This is a genomic window from Anoxybacteroides voinovskiense (genome assembly GCF_014196205.1).
Taxonomy (GTDB): Bacteria; Bacillota; Bacilli; order Bacillales; family Anoxybacillaceae; genus Anoxybacteroides; species Anoxybacteroides voinovskiense.
The window spans coordinates 18,106-38,031 of sequence record NZ_JACIDE010000003.1; the positions used below are offsets into that span (position 1 = coordinate 18,106).

20 protein-coding genes are annotated in these 19,926 nt (G+C 42.5%); 19 read left to right on the plus strand and 1 reads right to left on the minus strand.

Features of this window, described 5'->3' with window-relative positions; genetic code table 11:
- Positions 1-17 precede the first annotated feature (17 nt).
- Genes GGR02_RS02465 through GGR02_RS02475 form a run of 3 tightly spaced genes read left to right on the plus strand, consistent with a single transcriptional unit; the run spans position 18 to position 2,376 of the window.
- A complete protein-coding gene (locus GGR02_RS02465) occupies positions 18-779 on the plus strand; it encodes a ParA family protein (RefSeq protein ID WP_183183169.1) in 762 nt (253 codons plus the stop codon).
- Positions 772-1,626 (plus strand): ParB/RepB/Spo0J family partition protein, encoded by an 855-nt coding sequence (locus tag GGR02_RS02470; protein ID WP_183183170.1) that lies wholly within the window; start codon positions 772-774, stop codon positions 1,624-1,626. The genes GGR02_RS02465 and GGR02_RS02470 overlap by 8 nt, the downstream gene beginning before the upstream one ends.
- A gap of 48 nt (positions 1,627-1,674) precedes the next feature.
- The gene (locus GGR02_RS02475; RefSeq protein ID WP_183183171.1) at positions 1,675-2,376 is read left to right on the plus strand and encodes a DUF554 domain-containing protein; all 702 of its coding nucleotides are present in this window, start codon (positions 1,675-1,677) and stop codon (positions 2,374-2,376) included.
- A gap of 44 nt (positions 2,377-2,420) precedes the next feature.
- Here the strand turns inward: GGR02_RS02475 and yyaC are convergent, their stop codons facing one another.
- Positions 2,421-3,041 (minus strand): spore protease YyaC, encoded by a 621-nt coding sequence (gene yyaC / locus GGR02_RS02480; protein WP_183183172.1) that lies wholly within the window; start codon positions 3,039-3,041, stop codon positions 2,421-2,423.
- A gap of 179 nt (positions 3,042-3,220) precedes the next feature.
- Here yyaC and GGR02_RS02485 point away from each other — a divergent pair, with 179 nt between their 5' ends.
- The 16 genes from GGR02_RS02485 (at position 3,221) to GGR02_RS02560 (ending at position 19,921) form a co-directional block, all read left to right on the plus strand.
- On the plus strand, positions 3,221-4,108 hold the full coding sequence (locus GGR02_RS02485) for a mechanosensitive ion channel family protein (protein ID WP_373286612.1): 888 nt from the start codon (positions 3,221-3,223) through the stop codon (positions 4,106-4,108).
- 11 nt (positions 4,109-4,119) lie between these two features.
- Positions 4,120-4,314 carry a DUF951 domain-containing protein gene (locus GGR02_RS02490; protein WP_183183174.1) on the plus strand — a complete coding sequence of 65 codons (195 nt, stop codon included), beginning with the start codon at positions 4,120-4,122 and terminating at the stop codon, positions 4,312-4,314.
- 13 nt (positions 4,315-4,327) lie between these two features.
- Positions 4,328-6,337 (plus strand): molybdopterin-dependent oxidoreductase, encoded by a 2,010-nt coding sequence (locus tag GGR02_RS02495; protein WP_183183175.1) that lies wholly within the window; start codon positions 4,328-4,330, stop codon positions 6,335-6,337.
- A 70-nt stretch (positions 6,338-6,407) separates the two neighbouring features.
- The gene (ychF, locus tag GGR02_RS02500; protein WP_183183176.1) at positions 6,408-7,508 is read left to right on the plus strand and encodes a redox-regulated ATPase YchF; all 1,101 of its coding nucleotides are present in this window, start codon (positions 6,408-6,410) and stop codon (positions 7,506-7,508) included.
- Positions 7,509-7,613: 105 nt separating this feature from the next.
- A complete protein-coding gene (gene rpsF / locus GGR02_RS02505; RefSeq protein ID WP_183183177.1) occupies positions 7,614-7,901 on the plus strand; it encodes a 30S ribosomal protein S6 in 288 nt (95 codons plus the stop codon).
- A 25-nt stretch (positions 7,902-7,926) separates the two neighbouring features.
- Positions 7,927-8,421, plus strand: coding sequence for a single-stranded DNA-binding protein (gene ssb, locus GGR02_RS02510; RefSeq protein ID WP_183183178.1), 495 nt, complete (start codon positions 7,927-7,929; stop codon positions 8,419-8,421).
- Between the two features lie 62 nt (positions 8,422-8,483).
- Entirely contained in the window at positions 8,484-8,720 is a 237-nt protein-coding gene (gene rpsR, locus GGR02_RS02515; RefSeq protein WP_183183179.1) for a 30S ribosomal protein S18, read from the plus strand.
- Between the two features lie 60 nt (positions 8,721-8,780).
- Positions 8,781-9,710, plus strand: a complete 930-nt coding sequence (locus tag GGR02_RS02520; RefSeq protein WP_183183180.1) for a YybS family protein — start codon at positions 8,781-8,783, stop codon at positions 9,708-9,710.
- Between the two features lie 32 nt (positions 9,711-9,742).
- A complete protein-coding gene (locus GGR02_RS02525; protein ID WP_183183181.1) occupies positions 9,743-11,716 on the plus strand; it encodes a DHH family phosphoesterase in 1,974 nt (657 codons plus the stop codon).
- Positions 11,713-12,162, plus strand: coding sequence for a 50S ribosomal protein L9 (gene rplI, locus GGR02_RS02530; protein WP_183183182.1), 450 nt, complete (start codon positions 11,713-11,715; stop codon positions 12,160-12,162). The genes GGR02_RS02525 and rplI overlap by 4 nt, the downstream gene beginning before the upstream one ends.
- A 90-nt stretch (positions 12,163-12,252) precedes the next feature.
- Entirely contained in the window at positions 12,253-13,617 is a 1,365-nt protein-coding gene (gene dnaB, locus GGR02_RS02535; protein ID WP_183183183.1) for a replicative DNA helicase, read from the plus strand.
- Positions 13,618-13,758: 141 nt separating this feature from the next.
- Positions 13,759-15,045: an adenylosuccinate synthase gene (locus GGR02_RS02540; RefSeq protein ID WP_183183184.1), complete on the plus strand. Its 1,287-nt coding sequence runs from the start codon at positions 13,759-13,761 to the stop codon at positions 15,043-15,045.
- A 223-nt stretch (positions 15,046-15,268) separates the two neighbouring features.
- A complete protein-coding gene (yycF, locus tag GGR02_RS02545) occupies positions 15,269-15,979 on the plus strand; it encodes a response regulator YycF (RefSeq protein ID WP_183183185.1) in 711 nt (236 codons plus the stop codon).
- A gap of 10 nt (positions 15,980-15,989) precedes the next feature.
- The gene (walK, locus tag GGR02_RS02550) at positions 15,990-17,822 is read left to right on the plus strand and encodes a cell wall metabolism sensor histidine kinase WalK (RefSeq protein WP_183183186.1); all 1,833 of its coding nucleotides are present in this window, start codon (positions 15,990-15,992) and stop codon (positions 17,820-17,822) included.
- On the plus strand, positions 17,803-19,149 hold the full coding sequence (locus GGR02_RS02555) for a YycH family regulatory protein (RefSeq protein ID WP_183183187.1): 1,347 nt from the start codon (positions 17,803-17,805) through the stop codon (positions 19,147-19,149). Before walK ends, GGR02_RS02555 begins: the two co-directional genes overlap by 20 nt.
- Positions 19,136-19,921: a two-component system regulatory protein YycI gene (locus tag GGR02_RS02560; protein WP_183183188.1), complete on the plus strand. Its 786-nt coding sequence runs from the start codon at positions 19,136-19,138 to the stop codon at positions 19,919-19,921. The genes GGR02_RS02555 and GGR02_RS02560 overlap by 14 nt, the downstream gene beginning before the upstream one ends.
- Positions 19,922-19,926 lie beyond the last annotated feature (5 nt).

A 19,926-nucleotide genomic window follows, 5' to 3' on the forward strand; every position in this document is an offset into this window, starting at 1 on the left:
TAAGGGTAGGTGTCATCGTGGGCAAAATCATTGCGATAGCAAACCAAAAAGGTGGAGTGGGGAAAACGACAACGGCCGTAAATTTAGCCGCTTGTTTGGCGCATCTCGGCAAAAAAGTCTTGCTTGTCGACATCGATCCGCAAGGAAATGCCACAAGCGGCATTGGGATCGAAAAGGGAGATATCGACGAATGCGTATATAATCTTTTAGTAGAAGGAATGAAAGCAAAAGAAATTATTCGACCGACGAACATTGAACATTTATATATTATCCCGGCTACCATTCAATTAGCTGGTGCAGAAATTGAACTAGTGCCGGTCGTATCAAGGGAAATTTTATTAAAAAACGCGCTTGAACCGATTAAAGAGCACTACGATTTTATTTTCATCGACTGTCCGCCTTCTTTAGGGTTATTGACATTAAACGCGCTAACTGCTGCAGACGCAGTTTTAATCCCAGTGCAGTGCGAATATTATGCGCTTGAAGGACTTAGCCAGCTATTAAATACAATTCGGCTTGTTCAAAAACATCTAAACACAAACTTAAAACTGGACGGGGTCGTATTAACGATGCTGGATGCGCGAACGAATTTAGGGATACAAGTCATTCAAGAAGTAAAAAAATATTTCCGTGAAAAAGTGTACGATACAATCATTCCGCGCAACGTCCGATTAAGCGAAGCGCCAAGCCACGGAAAACCGATTATTTTGTATGATGTCCGGTCAAAGGGAGCAGAAGTATATATTGAGCTGGCGAAGGAGGTGTTAGCACGTGGCTAAAGGACTTGGAAAAGGGATAAACGCGCTGTTTGCGAATTTGGAAGTAAAAGAAGGGGAAACCATTCAAGAAATAAGCATTAAAGAGCTACGCCCAAATCCTTATCAACCACGCAAAACATTCCGCCCGGAATCGATTGAAGAATTAAAGCAGTCGATTATCGAGCATGGGATTTTACAGCCGTTAATTGTTCGGCAAAGCATTAAAGGATATGAAATTGTTGTCGGCGAGAGACGGTTTCGTGCGGCGAAAGAAGCGAACTTAAAAACCGTTCCGGTCGTCGTTCGCAACTTAACAGAGCAGCAAATGATGGAGTTTGCTTTGCTAGAAAATTTGCAGCGCGAAGATTTAACACCGATTGAAGAAGCGATGGCGTACCAAACGTTAATCGAACATCTCCAGTTGACACAAGAGCAATTAGCCGCTCGTGTTGGAAAAAGCCGTCCGCATATTGCCAATCATTTGCGTCTACTAGCGTTGCCAAAAGAGATTCAACAGCTGCTGAATGACGGTACGTTGTCAATGGGGCATGGACGCGCATTACTAGGATTAAAGAAAAAAGAAAAAATGAAAGCGGTAGTGGATAAAATCGTTGCAGAACAGCTCAATGTCCGTCAGCTAGAAAAACTCATTCACGACATGAATCAAAATGTTTCACGTGAAACAAGCAAACCGAAAAAAGAAAAAAGCGTTTTTGTGAAACAAAGCGAATCACTACTGCGAGAGAAACTAGGCACCAATGTTACGATTAAACAAAATCGGAAAAAAGGAAAAATTGAAATTGAATTTTTCTCAAATGATGATTTAGAGCGAATTTTACAACTATTTGACGTTAAATGGGATGAATAATGCCATCAAAAAAAGATGGTTTCTTTTTTTGGAAAAGGGGAGAACGAGTTGGCCTTATTAGGAACAATTGTTAACGGAATTTGTATTATTATCGGTGCACTGCTTGGAAAATTGTTTCATCGAATTCCGGAGAAAATGAAAGAAACCGTTATGAGCGGTATCGGTCTTGCGGTAGCGCTATTAGGCATCCAAATGGCGCTAAAGAGCGAGCAGTTTCTTGTTGTCATTTGCAGCCTTGTTTTTGGTGGCATTTTAGGAGAGTTATGGGATTTGGATCATCAATTGAATCGGCTCGGCTATTGGTTAGAGCAAAAAATCGGGGGACGAGAGCAAGGAGCGATTGCAAAAGGCTTTGTGGCAGCGACGCTACTATTTGTCATCGGTGCGATGGCGATTATCGGGGCGCTAGACAGCGGGTTGCGTGGCGACCATCGCGTATTATATACAAAATCGATCATTGATGGTTTTACGAGTATTCTTTTAACAACGACACTCGGCATTGGCGTCTTGTTTTCTGCATTTCCTGTCGTTTTCTATGAAGGAACGATTGCGTTATTAGCGACAAAAATTGAGACATTGGTGCCAAAAGGATTGATGGATTCGTTTATCGCAGAATCAACAGCGACCGGCGGCATTTTAATTATGGCGATTGGTCTCAATTTGCTTGGAATAACCAACATTCGCGTAGCGAATTTACTTCCGAGTATTCTTGTCACAGCTCTCATTGTCGTTATCATGTACATCTCATAATAAAAAATCCCTTCTTGTTGGAAAACAAAGAGGGGATTTCCCATTTAGCGCGGTTTAGATTGTTCATTGCCCCAATTGCTAGGAAGGTAATCTCTTCGCTTTAAATAACGATCTGCCTCATAAATACCGTTGGCAATTGTTTTTGCCATGTTCATCACTAAATGAAGACGTGTATTTTGCAAAACGAAAAACTCCATAAAGCCGCTGACGTTGACAACGCCTGTAATGTGAAGATCGCCGACTGAGGGCAATTGTTTATTTACGCCAGCTCCTGGTCGGACAGGTCCTTCGGCAATCGTAATCGCTCCGACGCTTTTTAATCGCCCTAAACAAGCGTCGACAGCAATCATAAAGGCATTTTCATGAATGGAGCGAATGGCAGTAATTTTTTCTTCTAAATTTACGGCATGGATAGGCTCTTCTAATGTTCCGTATACGTGAAAATACGTCATATTTTTCTCTTTTAACATCGTGCCGACGAGCGGACCGAGCGCATCGCCTGTTGAACGGTCAGTTCCAATACAAACAATGGCGAGCGGTTTCGTTAACGAGGTTGGAAGTAATGACAAAAGGCGCATGGCAACTAATGTGGTTGCTCCTTTTTCGTCATAGAAAATGCGTTCTTTTTCATTTTTAGATTGAAAAAAAATGGATGATAAACTCATCTTATTCACTCCTAATAGCCAATAAAGTATTAAACAGTATACGGAAAAAACAGGGATTATATACATTCGTTGCACTTTTTCTTCTGAAGCGCAGAGGCTACCTTTTTTCTCTAGATGTTGGTAAAATAATTGGTATGCATAAAGTAGAGTATTTTAACGTATGTCGAGGTGAGAAAAAAGTGAACAGCATCGAAACGTTTTATCAGCATCTGCTTGCGTTTTTCACGAATGAAGCGTTTTGGTTGAAAGTAAGTACAGGCATCGTGAAGATGATTACGATTATCGTCGTGGCAGCGGTTGCATCGAAAATATTAAAAATCGCTGTCCATAATATTTTTAAAGTGCGGCAGAAGGCGCCAATCCGAATTTCCGAACGGCGAGAGGCGACGTTGTTACGATTGCTTGATAACGTGGTGACGTACGTGATTTATTTTATTGCGCTCGTGATGATTTTAGATACGTTTGGCGTCGAAGTTCGTACATTGCTTGCTGGAGCGGGGATTGTTGGGCTTGCTGTCGGCTTTGGGGCACAAAGCTTAGTAAAAGATGTCATTACCGGGTTTTTTATCATTTTTGAAGATCAATTTGCGGTTGGCGATTATGTTCGGATTGGCACATTTGAAGGGTATGTCGAGGAAATCGGGCTAAGAGTGACAAAAATTAAAAGCTGGACCGGAGAAGTTCATATTCTCCCGAACGGAACGATTACGCAAGTGACGAATTTTTCTTTGCATAACAGTGTCGCGGTAGTAGACGTTAGCGTTTCTTACGAAGGAGATATTGAGCGAGCGGAGGAAGTGATTCGTGAGTTGTTGGCGGAATTGCCAGCGAAGTACGAAGATATCGTTTCTCCGCCAGAATTGTTAGGAATTCAAAATTTCACAAACTCCGAAGTCGTCATGCGTGTGACGTGCGAAACGAAGCCAATGCGCCATATGTTTATTGCTAGAGCGATACGGAAAGAAATTAAGCTTCGTTTAGATGAACACGGCATCGAAATTCCATTTCCACGTCTTGTTCTTTATAATCGTCAAGAAGAAACAAAACAAGCAAAAACTGATGTGTAGGAGGGAACGTAATGGAGAAGGAGTTTGGCTTACACGATATTGTCGAAATGAAAAAGCCGCATCCGTGTGGCACAAACCGTTGGAAAATTATTCGTATGGGAGCGGATATCCGCATTAAATGCGAAGGATGCGCACATAGTGTGTTAATTCCGCGCAAAGAATTTGTTCGGAAGTTGAGAAAAGTATTGGAAAAGCATGAGGAATAGAGGGGGAAAGGGGATGGATGGGGTTCATATCTCTTCTTGTCCATTAAACTGTTGGGATACGTGTGGACTAAAAGTGACGGTTGAACATGGGAAAGTCGTAAAAGTCGATGGCGATGACGAACACCCGATTACGAAAGGAAAAATTTGTGGACGCGGGCGAATGTTAGAAGCGCGCACGAATTCATCGGAGCGGCTGCTTTACCCGCTCAAAAAAAGAAACGGGCAATTTGTCCGCATTTCTTGGGAACAAGCATTGGACGAAATCGCGGAAAAAATGGCGGAAATTCGGGCGAAGTATAAAACGACGACCGTTCTTCATAGCCACGACTACGCTAATAGTGGGTTGTTAACAAATGTAGCTCGTCGCTTTTTCAACTGCTATGGTGGAGTGACGGAATTGACAGGAAGTCTTTGCTGGGGGGCTGGAATCGAAGCGCAAACGTGGGATTTTGGCAATGCTTATAGCCATGCGCCTGAAGATATTTATCATAGTAAACATGTCGTTATTTGGGGGCGAAATGTTGCGCGGACGAACATGCATTTGTTTCAATACTTAAAAGCGGTGCAAAACCAAGGAACGACATTAGTAGTAATCGACCCAATCTATAACCAAACCGCGCAAATCGCCGATAAATATATATCGATTGCTCCTGGCATGGACGGCTTTTTAGCGATTGGCATCATGAAAGAACTATTGCGGTTAGGGCTAGAAGATCGCTTTTTTATCGAAAACTATACGTTCGGATTTGCGGACATCGAAGCGTTGTTACAAACGATTACGCTTGAAGAAATCGAACGATTGACTGGGGTAGAACGGGAGACGATGACGTGGCTCGCTCGCCTTTATGGAGATCGCCCAACGATGACTTATTTAGGGCTTGGCATGCAGCGATATGCAAACGGTGGCAATACGATTCGCCTTATTGATGCGCTCGTGGCGATGAGCGGAAATGTGGGGATTTCTGGGGGCGGTGCGAATTTTGGCAACTTGCAAGTCGGGCAAAGCTTTTCGATAGACATATTAACATTGCCGGAACGAAAAACCGCTTCACGTACCTTTACGATGATGAAACAAGCAGAAGGAATTTTACAGGCAACCGACCCAGAAATTAAAATGATTATCGTGACGTGCGGTAATCCGCTCACCCAAGTACCAAATACGAATGTTGTGAAAAAAGCATTTCAATCGGTCGAAACGGTCGTTGTGTTCGAACAGTTTATGACTGATACAGCAGAAGCGGCAGATTATGTGTTGCCGACGACGACCGTATTTGAAGAGGAAGACATTTATTATTCGTCCATGTATCATGCGTACGTTAATTACGGTCCAGCGCTCGTTACACCTCCTGGGGAAGCGAGGCAGGAGCTTTGGATTTGGACGCAGCTAGCCGAACGATTAGGATTCGGGAAAGACTTTGCTTTTTCGCGGGAAGAATTTTTAGCAATGGGCTTACGCGGTCTAGAAAAGTATGGAATTACACTTGACGCGCTAAGACAGGAAAAACGTATGCTATTGCCGGTAAAGGCAGTGCCTTGGTCAGATTACCGTTTTCAAACGCCAAGCGGAAAATATGAATTCACTTCGCAGTTAGCTTCTCAAAAAGGAATGGATGGAAAATTACGTCTTGCATATCCAGCGGAATCTGAGCTAACAGACCATAAGCTCGCGGAAAAATACCCATATCGGTTATTAACGATTCATCCGCTGCGCTCGAATCATTCGCAACATTACCATTTAATCGAATCGCTGCAATCGATTAAAATAGAAATATCGAAAGACATTGCAGACGAAAAAGGGCTAATAGACGGTGACCGTGCAAAAGTTTTTAATGATCGCGGCGAGCTTTCTGGCATCGTGAAAATTTTACCGAATGCCCATGCGAAAACAATGAATATCGATGAAGGGCAATGGGGGAAATTTGGCGGAAGCGTCAACATATTGACATCCAATCGTGAATCAGACAACGGACAAGGAAGTACGTTGTATGATTGCTTAGTAAATATCGAGAAAATAAACGAATGAACGTGCTTGTCATTTTATTTTTTACTATCTATAATGAGAAAAGATTTGACGGTGAAAGAGGAGTGGAAAAATGGGATTAACAGCAGGAATCGTCGGTTTACCGAACGTCGGAAAATCGACGTTATTTAATGCGATCACAAAAGCAGGCGCGGAGTCTGCGAATTATCCGTTTTGTACGATTGAGCCGAACGTCGGAATTGTTGAAGTGCCTGATGAACGATTAAAAAAGTTAACAGAACTGGTTAAGCCAAAACGTACAGTACCGACCGTATTTGAATTTACCGATATTGCCGGAATTGTAAAAGGAGCGAGTAAAGGCGAAGGACTAGGAAATAAGTTTTTATCCCATATTCGCCAAGTCGATGCCATTTGCCAAGTCGTTCGTTGTTTCTCTGATGAAAATATTACCCATGTTGCTGGAAAAGTCGACCCGCTTTCCGACATTGAAACGATTAACTTAGAACTAATTTTCGCGGATCTTGAAACGGTGGAGAAACGCATCGACCGCGTTGGAAAAATGGCAAAGCAAAAAGATAAAGAAGCGATGTTTGAGCACGACATTCTTGTTCGACTAAAAGAAACGTTTGAAGCGGGAAAAGCAGCGCGGACGTTGTCATTTACGGAAGAAGAAATGAAAGTCGTCAAACATCTCCATTTGCTAACCATTAAGCCGATGCTATATGTAGCGAACGTCGGCGAAGAAGATTTAGCTAATCCAGAGGCGAACCCTTACGTTCAACAAGTGCGAGAGTTTGCAAAAAGTGACAATGCGGAAGTAATCGTCGTATGTGCGAAAGTGGAAGAAGAAATTGCCCAGCTCGACGAAGAAGAAAAACAAATGTTTTTACAAGAATTAGGAATTGAACAATCGGGACTAGACCAACTTATTCGCGCAGCGTACAGCCTGTTAGGTTTGGCGACGTATTTTACGGCTGGAGAACAAGAAGTGCGCGCTTGGACGTTCCGTAAAGGAATGAAAGCACCGCAATGTGCCGGCATTATTCATTCCGATTTTGAACGCGGGTTTATTCGCGCAGAAACTGTTTCTTTTGCTGATTTATTGGCTTGCGGTTCGATGGCAGCGGCTCGTGAAGCTGGAAAAGTACGATTAGAAGGAAAAGAGTACGAAGTGCAAGATGGCGATATTATGCATTTCCGTTTTAATGTGTAGTATTGCAACGGTCGTTTTATCATGATATAATCAGAAAATGTGAGTAATGCATATTGCTCCTTGCTCTTTTATAGAGCCGTTTAGACCAAAAGGAGGTGACGGACAGTGAGAAAATATGAAATCATGTACATTATCCGCCCAAATATCGACGATGAAGGTCGGAAAGCAGTTGTTGAGCGTTTTAACAACATTTTAACAGAAAATGGTGCGGAAATTACGAGTGTAAAAGAATGGGGTAAACGTCGTTTAGCGTATGAAATTAACGATTTCCGTGACGGTTACTACATGATTGTGAACGTGATGTCTCAGCCAAAAGCGGTGCAAGAATTTGACCGTTTAGCGAAAATTAGCGAAGACATCATTCGTCACATTGTCGTAAAAGAGGAAGAATAATTCCGATTTTTAAGGAGTGGTTCTGATGATTAATCGCGTAGTTCTTGTAGGGCGACTTACAAAAGACCCTGAATTGCGCTATACTCCAAATGGAGTTGCTGTTGCCACATTTACGCTAGCGGTCAATCGCCCGTTTACAAACCAACAGGGCGAACGCGAAGCAGATTTCATTAACTGTGTTGTTTGGCGTCGTCCCGCAGAAAATGTCGCTAATTTCTTGAAAAAAGGAAGTTTAGCTGGCGTGGACGGACGGTTGCAAACGAGAAGTTATGAAGGTCAAGACGGAAAACGTGTGTACGTAACCGAAGTGGTTGCTGATAGTGTTCAATTTCTTGAACCGAGAGGTAGCACAGAACAACGTGGTACAGCAACAGGTGGCTACTACGGGGAGCCATATCCATTTGGACAAAATCAGAACCAACGTCACACACCTGACCAAAATTTCAGTCGCATCGATGAAGATCCGTTTGCTCATGATGGACAACCGATCGATATTTCGGATGACGATTTGCCGTTTTAATTATTGAACGTGATAACCGTTTCTAATACCATTATTTTTTAAAAAAGGAAGGAGGATAACCGATGGCAGGACGTAAAGGTGGACGTGCAAAACGTCGGAAAGTTTGCTACTTCACAGCGAACGGGATTACGCATATCGACTACAAAGATGTCGATACATTAAAGAAATTTATTTCTGAGCGTGGAAAAATTTTACCTCGCCGTGTGACTGGCACAAGCGCAAAATATCAACGGAAATTAACAATTGCAATCAAACGCGCTCGCCAAATGGCATTATTACCATACGTAGCAGGCGAATAAGACGAAAAGCAGTAAGGGGGACGAAGCCTTACTGCTTTTTTTATACGAGGAGGGTCGGATGTGAGAAATACATATGCGTTGACAGAAGCAGCAATTCAGCTTGCCATTTTTATCGTGTTGTTTTTAGCCTCTTTATACGTGCCGTTGCTCGGGATGATGATTAGCTTATTTTTATCGCTCCCTTTTATCGTTTTTACGATGCGGCACGGCTACCGTCCAGCTCTTGTGTTATTAACTGCCGCTGTCATTGTTTCAACGCTCATTAGTTCCGTATTATCTGCTTTTGCTGCTGTTATGTTTGGAACGGGTGGAATTGTCATCGGTGCACTGTTAGCAAAACAAAAAAATCGGTATGTCGTGTTAGCGGTGGCGACTATTGCTTTTTTAGTAAATATCGTTATCAACTATGTCGTATCCGTCAAGTTTTTCGATCTAGATATCATTGCGCAAACGATTTCTGTCATCAGCGATTCTTTTCACACCGCTGTGCAAGTAATGGAAAGCGCAGGGAAAAAGCCGCCGGAGGCAACCATTGCTCGTTTTGAGCAAGGATTGAAGGTAATCAAATACGTTACGCCAACGCTATTCGTGATTACTGCGCTTGCATTTGCGTATTTGACGATCATCGTTTCTGTTCCGATTTTAAAACGGTTAAAGTTATCTGTTGGAACATGGCCACCGTTTCGCCAGTTAATGTTGCCACGGCAGCTAGTGTGGTATTATTTGCTCGTGCTAATCGCCACTTTTTTCCCGTTAGAACAAGGGACGTTTGCGTTTATTGTGGTCATCAATTTATATTACGTATTACAGCTTTTATTTGCTATTCAAGGTTTTTCTTTTCTTTACTATATCGCGTATCGTAAACAAATTGCTAAAGGAATTGTCGTTGCTGGAACAATAGTTTGCTTGTTTATCCCTTTTTTACTTTATCTTATCGCGATATTAGGTATAATTGATTTAGGATTTGAATTGCGAAAACGCGTTCAATAAGCGAAAGAATGATGGTTTAGGAGCTGACATACATGTCTCATTTTTATAAAAAGAAGGCATATCGCTACCCCTTTTATGCATTGATTGCCATTTCTTTTCTCTCTCTTGCGTTATTGGCATATTTTCAATGGATATTGGGGCTAGCCGATCTTTTGCTCCTCTTATTTGTCGTTTATTATGTGATACGCTCACAGCGGGAGCTACATGTTGAAATTGAACAGCATATTTCCCAACTGTCGCATCGCCTGAAAAAAGTCGGCGAAGAAGCGCTAATGGAAATGCCGATTGGAATTATGCTGATTAATGATGATTATGTTATTGAATGGACGAACTTTTTTTTAACGTCTTGTTTTGGAGAGCAGAAGTTAGTTGGCCGTTCATTATATGATGTGGCGGAACAGTTAATTCCTCTTTTGAAACAAGAAAGCGACACAGAATTAATCGACATTTACGATCGAAAGTTTAAAGTGGTCATTAAGCGGGAAGAAAGGCTTCTTTACTTTTTTGATGTCACCGACCAAGTCGAGATTGAAAAACAGTACGAGGCAGAGCGAGTCGTGTTAGGCGTTATTTTCCTTGATAACTATGATGAAATTACGCAAGGAATGGACGACCAAGCGAAAAGCCAACTGAACAGCCAAGTGACGTCCATATTAAACAAATGGGCGAATGACTACGGGATGTTTTTGAAAAGGACATCGTCTGATCGATTTGTCGCTGTATTGAATGAAAAAATTTTGCATCAGTTAGAAAAAAATAAATTTTCTATTTTAGATGAAGTGCGCGAACAAACGATGAAAAATAATATTCAATTGACGCTAAGCATCGGAATTGGTACGGGCGCGCCTTCGTTTCCAGAACTAGGAGCGCTTGCACAATCAAGCTTAGATTTGGCGCTCGGGCGCGGCGGAGATCAAGTCGCTATTAAACAAGCAAACGGAAAAGTGAAATTTTACGGGGGGAAAACAAACCCAATTGAAAAGCGCACGCGGGTGCGAGCGCGCGTTATCTCCCATGCGCTAAAAGAATTAATTGTCGACAGCGATAAAGTAATGGTGATGGGACATAAATACCCAGATATGGACGCATTGGGCGGGGCAATTGGAATTTTAAAAATGGCGCAGCTCAATCAAAAAGAAGGATTTATCGTGCTCGATACGAATCGAATCGATGCCGGAGCACAGCGTCTTATTGAAGAAATTAAAAACCATCCCGAACTATGGTCGCGGTTTATTAAGCCGGAACAAGCACTAGAAGTCATGACAGACGATACGCTGCTTGTCATCGTCGATACGCACCGCCCGTCGTTAGTGATTGAGGAAAAATTGATTTTCCGTACTGACCATATTGTCGTCATTGACCACCATCGCCGTGGGGAAGAATTTATTGAGAACCCACTTCTTGTCTATATGGAACCGTACGCTTCATCGACGTCAGAATTAGTAACGGAATTGCTTGAATATCAGCCGCAGCGAGCAAAGCTGACGATGTTAGAGGCGACTGCTTTACTGGCGGGGATTGTCGTCGATACAAAAAGCTTCACATTCCGCACCGGTTCACGTACATTTGATGCGGCTTCTTATTTGCGGGCGCAAGGTGCGGATACGGTGTTAGTGCAAAAACTGTTGAAAGAAAATATTGCGAGTTATGTAAAACGAGCGAAAATCATTGAAAATGCTTCTATTAGCGCAAAAGGAATCGCCATTGCAAAAGGAAGTCCGAACGAAGCATACGATCAAGTGTTAATTGCGCAAGCCGCAGATACACTGTTGACACTCAGCGGCGTAGTTGCTTCCTTTGTCATTTCGAAGCGCACAGATGACACAATCGGCATCAGTGCCCGTTCGTTAGGCGATATTAACGTCCAAGTCATTATGGAAAGTTTAGGCGGAGGGGGGCATTTAACGAATGCTGCTGCGCAGCTTTCCAATGTGACGATTGAGGAGGCAGAACGGCGATTGCGTGCTGCCATTGATGAGTACTTAGAAGGAGGGAAAAAATCATGAAAGTGATTTTTCTAAAAGATGTCAAAGGGAAAGGAAAAAAAGGGGAGATTAAAAACGTAGCCGATGGCTATGCACAAAACTTTCTATTTAAGCAAGGACTGGCAATTGAAGCGACACCAGCTAACTTAAAGGCGCTTGAAGCGCAAAAAAATAAAGAAAAACGCCAAGCAGAAGAAGAATTGGCGAAGGCGAAACAGTTGAAAGAGCAGTTAGAAAAATTGACCGTTCAGCTGTTTGCGAAGGCTGGCGAAGGTGGGCGCTTATTTGGTTCGATTACAAGCAAACAAATTGCCGAAGCGCTGCAAGCTCAGCATGGCGTGAAAATTGATAAACGCAAAATTGAGTTGGAAGATGCCATTCGCGCCTTAGGTTATACAAATGTGCCAGTGAAGCTTCATCCGGAAGTAACGGCCACATTAAAAGTGCATGTAAGCGAGCAAAAGTAGTCCGTGGAAAATGTGATTTTATGGGGGCTTCCTCATATAATCACATTTTTCTTATGATGGCGCTAAATGATTGAAAAGGTGGTGAATACGATGGACGACTTATTGGCAGAACGCATTCCGCCGCAAAACATCGAAGCAGAGCAGGCAGTATTAGGAGCGATTTTTCTTGATGCATCTGCTTTAACGTTAGCTTCGGAAATTTTAATTCCAGAAGATTTTTATCGAGCCGCACACCAAAAAATTTTCCATGCGATGTTAAAAGTGGCTGATAAGGGAGAGCCGGTGGACTTAGTAACCGTTACAGCGGAATTGGCCGATGCGAAGGCGCTTGAAGAAGTAGGTGGTGTTTCCTATTTAAGCGAACTCGCCGATTCTGTTCCAACCGCTGCAAACGTTGAATATTATGCGCGAATTGTGGAAGAAAAATCGGTACTTCGCCGCCTCATCCGCACCGCGACATCGATCGCTCAAGACAGCTATACGCGCGAGGATGAAGTCGATGTACTGCTAAATGAAGCAGAAAAGAAAATTATGGAGATTTCACAGCGCAAGCATTCGGGGGCGTTTCAAAACATTAAAGACGTGCTCGTGCAAGCATATGATAATATCGAAATGCTTCACAACCGAAAGGGAGAAATTACAGGAATCCCGACCGGCTTCACCGAATTGGATCGCATGACCGCTGGTTTTCAACGAAGTGATTTAATTATTGTCGCTGCTCGCCCTTCCGTTGGGAAAACGGCGTTTGCCCTTAATATTGCGCAAAATGTAGCGACGAAAACAAACGAAAACGTGGCGATTTTTAGCTTAGAAATGAGTGCGCAGCAGCTTGTGATGCGGATGCTTTGCGCCGAAGGAAACATTAATGCACAAAATTTGCGGACAGGAAAACTGACGCCAGAAGATTGGGGAAAGTTAACGATGGCGATGGGGAGTTTATCCAATGCGGGCATTTATATTGATGATACGCCAAGCATTCGCGTCAGTGAAATTCGGGCAAAATGCCGCCGCCTCAAACAAGAAAGCGGGCTTGGCATGGTGTTAATTGACTATTTACAGCTCATTCAAGGAAGCGGAAGAAACCGTGAAAACCGCCAGCAAGAAGTATCCGAAATTTCTCGTTCGTTAAAAGCGCTTGCCCGTGAATTAGAAGTACCTGTCATCGCTCTATCGCAGCTGTCGCGTAGCGTAGAACAGCGCCAAGATAAACGCCCGATGATGTCTGATATTCGTGAATCCGGAAGCATTGAACAAGATGCGGATATTGTGGCGTTTTTATATCGCGACGATTACTATGACAAAGACTCGGAAAACAAAAATATTATTGAAATTATCATCGCTAAGCAGCGGAACGGTCCAGTCGGGACTGTCCAGTTAGCCTTTATTAAAGAATACAATAAATTCGTCAACCTAGAGCGAAGATTTGATGATACGCAAATTCCCCCAGGTGCTTAACGCGCTCCCGCTTCGAGCGCGTTTTTCTGTATACGAATAAAATGTTAGAAACACCTATTTAATGTTCGTGTTTTATTGACTTTAGTGAATAAAAGTGCTACACTTACTATGTTTATATCGAGGAAAGCGGAGGTGCTCGCCATGTCTTCAGTAGTCGTTGTTGGGACACAATGGGGCGATGAAGGAAAGGGAAAAATTACGGATTTCTTATCCGAAAATGCAGAAGTAATTGCACGCTATCAAGGTGGAAATAACGCAGGACATACGATTGTTTTTAATGGGGAAAAATATAAATTGCATCTTATTCCATCCGGAATTTTTTATAAAGATAAAATATGTGTCATCGGAAACGGGATGGTCGTCGATCCGAAAGCGCTTGTTGCCGAGTTGCGATATTTGCACGAACGGGGCGTTTCTACCGACAATTTACGCATTAGCAATCGCGCTCATGTCATTTTGCCATACCATCTCAAATTAGACGAAGTAGAAGAAGAGCGGAAAGGCGCGAATAAAATCGGAACGACGAAAAAAGGAATCGGCCCAGCGTATATGGATAAAGCGGCCCGCATTGGGATTCGCATCGTCGATTTATTAGACCGTGAAGTGTTTGAAGAAAAGCTTTCTCGCAACTTACAAGAAAAGAACGTTTTGTTCGAAAAAGTATACGGGGTGGAAGGGTTTAAGCTCGAAGACATTTTACAAGAGTATTATGAATACGGGCAACAAATCGCGAAATACGTATGCGATACGTCGGTTGTGTTGAATAATGCCCTAGATGAAGGGCGCCGCGTCTTGTTTGAAGGGGCGCAAGGTGTCATGTTGGATATTGACCAAGGAACGTATCCGTTCGTTACATCATCGAATCCCGTCGCTGGCGGTGTGACGATTGGCTCAGGCGTCGGTCCGACGAAAATTAAGCATGTCGTAGGAGTGGCAAAGGCGTATACTACTCGTGTCGGCGACGGTCCATTCCCGACGGAGCTGAAAAATGAAATTGGCGATCGCATTCGCGAAGTCGGTCGGGAATACGGAACGACGACAGGTCGTCCACGCCGCGTCGGTTGGTTTGACAGCGTCGTTGTCCGTCACGCTCGCCGGGTGAGCGGCATTACAGACTTATCCTTAAACTCCATTGACGTGCTAACAGGAATTGAAACGTTAAAAATTTGTGTAGCGTACCGTTACAAAGGGCAAATTATCGAGGAATTTCCAGCGAGCTTAAAAGTGTTGGCAGAATGTGAACCGGTATATGAAGAGCTCCCTGGATGGACGGAAGACATTACAGGTGTCAAACATTTAGACGAACTACCGGCAAACGCTCGACACTATGTAGAGCGAATTTCTCAATTAACAGGCATCCCGCTCTCGATTTTCTCTGTCGGCCCAGACCGCTCGCAAACAAACATCATCCGCAGCGTATACGCATAAGAAAAGCGAAGAACGATCCTCGGTGAAGCCGACCGGTTAGCAAGGAAAGAAAAGCATAGACGTTTTGTGTCTATGCTTTTTTGTGTCGTTTTTCTCACGGATTGGCATCGGTAATAAGTGAATTCGCGCTCATAACATGGTACATTATTAATATATGCTCTTTTTTTTGAATGTCGGGGAAACGTCCGAATAATCCATCAACATAGGAAGGATGTGAATTAAGATGGAAAAACGAATTCTTGTTGTCGATGATGAAAAACCGATTGCCGATATTTTGCAATTTAATTTACAGCGGGAAGGATACGAGGTCATTTGCGCTTACGATGGCGTCGAAGCGCTGCAAAAAGTCGAAGAACTTATTCCTGATCTTATTTTACTCGACATTATGCTTCCGCAAAAAGACGGCATGGAAGTATGCCGAGAAGTGCGAAAAAAATACGATATGCCGATTATTATGCTGACAGCAAAAGATTCAGAGATCGATAAAGTACTTGGTCTAGAACTAGGCGCAGACGATTACGTAACGAAACCGTTCAGCACAAGAGAGTTGCTTGCACGTGTTAAAGCAAATTTGCGCCGTCATCAACCAATTGCAGGGGCACAAGACGAAGCAAATGATATGAGCGAAATCGTAGTCGGCTCGCTTGTTATTCGCCCAGACGCATACATTGTGCTAAAAAGGGGCGAAACGATCGAATTAACCCATCGTGAATTCGAGCTGCTTCATTATTTGGCCAAACATATTGGACAAGTGATGACAAGGGAACATTTATTGCAAACCGTATGGGGATACGACTATTATGGAGACGTTCGCACAGTAGACGTAACGGTTCGCCGCTTGCGGGAAAAAATTGAAGACAATCCTTCTCATCCGGCATGGATCGTGACACGCCGCGGCGTCGGTTATTATTTACGCAATCCAGAACAGGAGTAAACGAGACAGCATGAAAAAAGTAGGACCTTTTCGTTCCATTCATTTTAAATTTGTGTTGATTTACGTACTGCTTATTCTTGTAGCGATGCAAATTATTGGCGTATATTTTGTTCGTGAATTAGAAACGCAGCTCGTACAAAACTTCAAAAGTTCCTTAAACGAACGAGTAACGCTACTAGCGTATAATGTCGAGCAGGCGATGAGCAAAGAGCGGGATGATCAAAAAGATCCGACGCTAGAAGAAGAAATTCGCTCGCTGCTTCACGATTTTATTTCACAAGATATTTCCGAAGTTCGCGTCATTGATGATAAAGGAAAAGTATTGGCGACATCGAATCCATACATGCAAAATATCGTCGGGAAGCGGACGACCGAAATTTTTGTCAAGCGCGCGCTTGTGACAGGAGAAGTTGTCGACCGAACGTTAATTGATCCGAAAACAGGCCATCGCATGTACATTTCTTCGACGCCAGTAAAACTAAATGGTGAGATTAAAGGAGCCATTTATGTCATTGCGTCGATGGAAAACGTTTTTTCCCAAATGAAACAAATCAATATGATTTTCGCGACAGGGACAGGCATTGCCTTGGCGATTACGGCAGTATTGGGAATTTTTTTATCTCGCACGATTACTCGTCCGATTTCCGATATGCGCAAACAGGCGCTCGCGATGGCAAAAGGAAATTTCTCCCGTAAAGTAAAAGTGTACGGGTACGATGAAATTGGTCAATTGGCGATGACGTTTAATAACTTAACGAAAAAGTTGCAAGAAGCACAAGCAACGACTGAAGGAGAGCGTCGGAAATTAGCGCTTGTGCTTACGCATATGACCGACGGGGTCATCGCTACCGATCGGCGTGGCCGCATTATTTTAATTAATGATGCTGCGTTAAACATTTTAAATGTTTCACGTGAAACAGTGCTTTCTAGTTCGATTATCGATGTACTGGGGCTAGAAGGGCAATATACGTTTGAAACGTTAATTGAAGAGCGCGATTCGCTCATTTTAGATTTTAGTACCGAAGAAGAATTGTATGTGTTGCGCGCTTCTTTGTCTGTCATTCAAAAAGAAACTGGATTTGTGAACGGATTGATTGTCGTGCTTCATGATATAACAGAGCAAGAGAAAATCGACCAAGAGCGTCGGGAGTTCGTTGCTAATGTTTCACATGAGCTTCGGACGCCGTTAACGACGATGAAAAGCTATTTAGAGGCGCTTGGAGAAGGTTTGTGGAGAGATGAAACAATTGCGCCAAGGTTTATCGAAGTAGCGCAAACAGAAACCGAACGAATGATTCGGCTTGTGAACGACTTATTGCAGCTTTCGAAACTAGACAGCAAAGATTATAAATTAAGCAAATCATGGGTCAATTTTTCCCATTACTTTCACCAAGTCATTGACCGATTTGAGCTAACGAAAAATGAGAATATTACATTCATTCGCAAAATACCGGACGAAGCAATTTTTATTGAAATTGACGAAGATAAAATTACGCAAGTGCTCGATAATATTATCTCGAACGCCTTAAAATATTCTCCGCATGGTGGAAACATTACGTTTCGTGTGAAAGAGTTAAACGATGAAATTTTAGTCAGTGTCACCGATGAAGGGGTAGGCATCCCTAAATCAGATTTATCGAAAGTATTTGAGCGGTTTTACCGTGTCGATAAAGCACGCTCACGGAAGCTTGGCGGAACAGGGTTAGGGCTAGCAATCGCAAAAGAAGTAGTCGTCGCCCATGGGGGAAGAATTTGGGCGCGAAGCCAAGAAAATAAAGGAACGACAATTTTCTTTACATTGCCATTTGAACGAATACAAGAGGATGACTGGGATGAAGTATGAGACAGCGAAAACGATTTTGTTAACGTTTTTAGTGTTGACAAGCATTGCGTTTACGTGGGAATTGTGGACGTATCATCCGCAGTATGATGCGATTCAAACCGATGAATATATTCAAAACGTATCGATTAGCAACACCCAAGTGGAAACATCAATGATTGTCCGTCCTTCACAAATCATCATTCATAAAAATGATGCTCATTACGGGATGGTAGATGAAGGGGAGATGACGAAGCTTCTGAAAGAGATGAAAAAATGGACGTTCGATGATTTTGAAAACATTTCGTCCACCATCTCCAAAGAAGAGTTTTTATCATTTGTCCATCGGAAAGAAGCGATTGAAATCATTTATCCCGACGATATCCCAATGAATATTTACCGCGATCTTTTCCAAATTGATGATAAAGGGATGGACGGGGTTAGTTTTAATACGATTGTTGTTCCAATTGAGAAAAACAAAGATGTTATTGCTTATTTCATTTCGACTGACCATCGCAGAGTGTATAAAGCGACGGTGAGTGATGTGTCGTTAGGAGAAATTAATCAGTTTTATGAAAAAGCGGAAAAACTCCCGCGCTATTTAGCCTATAACGTGAGCGAAACGAAAACATTTTTTTTGCCGGAAAAGGAAATGGTGATGAGCCGGCTACAATATTATACGGATGAGCTTGATCCGGATAAATTTAAAGAAGCACTATTTAGCGATCCTAGCTTTGTGAAAAAGGATATATTAGCATTTGGTGAGGAATATACGGATGGGTCAAGGTTGATGGACGTTGACTTTCTGCAAAAATTGCTTTTATATGTAAATCCAGCGGCGAAAAACACAAAAGGTTCAGCGAACGAAGATAGCGCAGCATTAATTCAAAAAAGCATTGATTTTGTGAACGAACATGGCGGATGGACGGATATGTATCATTTTGCAGAATGGGATCAGGAAAAACGGAAAATTGTCTTTCGGCTTTATGCGAATAACTACCCTGTCTTTAATGATTACGGGATGTCGGAAATCATTCAAATATGGGGAGCAAATGAGGTGAATAAATACCAGCGTCCGTTGTTCCGCTTAGAAATTCCTGACCGTGTGAGCGTATCGACAAAAGTGTGGGCTGGTCAAGAAGTGATAAAACAACTTGAAAAACAAAAAGGGTTTCGAAAGGAATTAGTCGATGGCATTGCGCTCGGATACAAACTAGTAAAAGATCAAGGAAAAGGAAAGGTTATTGTTTTGGAACCAGCATGGTTTTGCCTGTATGATGGAACGTGGAAACCGATTTCGTTAAAAGAAACAACCGGAGGACGAGGAGGGGGAGTCGGTGGATTGGAGTAAGACGAAAACGATTTTTATCATTACGTTCCTTATCCTCGACCTTTTTTTAGGCTATCAATTTATGCAAAAGCGGACTAGTAGCCAGCTGGATGTCATTTTAGAAACAACGATTGAAGAACAGTTAGAGGCAAACGGGATTACGTATGTTGATATTCCGAAAGAAGTGACGAAAGCATCGTACGTAAGTGGCAAAAGCAAAATTTTTACCCGACAAGAAATAGAGAAATTGACAAACCAAAAAATTACGACGAGCAATCAGTCGGTATTGCAGTCAGTGTTTACTCATCCGGTAGCGCTTACCGATGTGAAAGATCCGATTAGCTTAAGTGATTTCTTACAGAAGAACATTATTAATGGGAAATCGTATGCTTTTTGGACATTTGATGAGAAATCGCGAACAATCGTTTGTTTTCAAACATATGGCAATAAAATGATTTATAAAAACGTCAGCAGCATGCTTTTATTGCATTTGAATGACAAAAAAGAAGTGGTTTCATATGAGCAAACGATGTTAGACGATTTAGAGAAATACGAGAAAAAACAAGACATTATTCCAGCGATAAAAGCGATTGAAACGCTGTATAAAAAAGATTATTTAAAACCTGGCGATCGGGTGACAACAATTGAACTCGGGTATTATGCGCTCGTACAGTTTACAGCTTCACAAGTGTTAACACCGACTTGGCACGTAGTCGTAAATGGGAAGAAAGATTATTTTATTCATGCATTTGAAGGACAAATTATTAACGATGAAGGAAGCGTGTTGGAGTGAGTGGA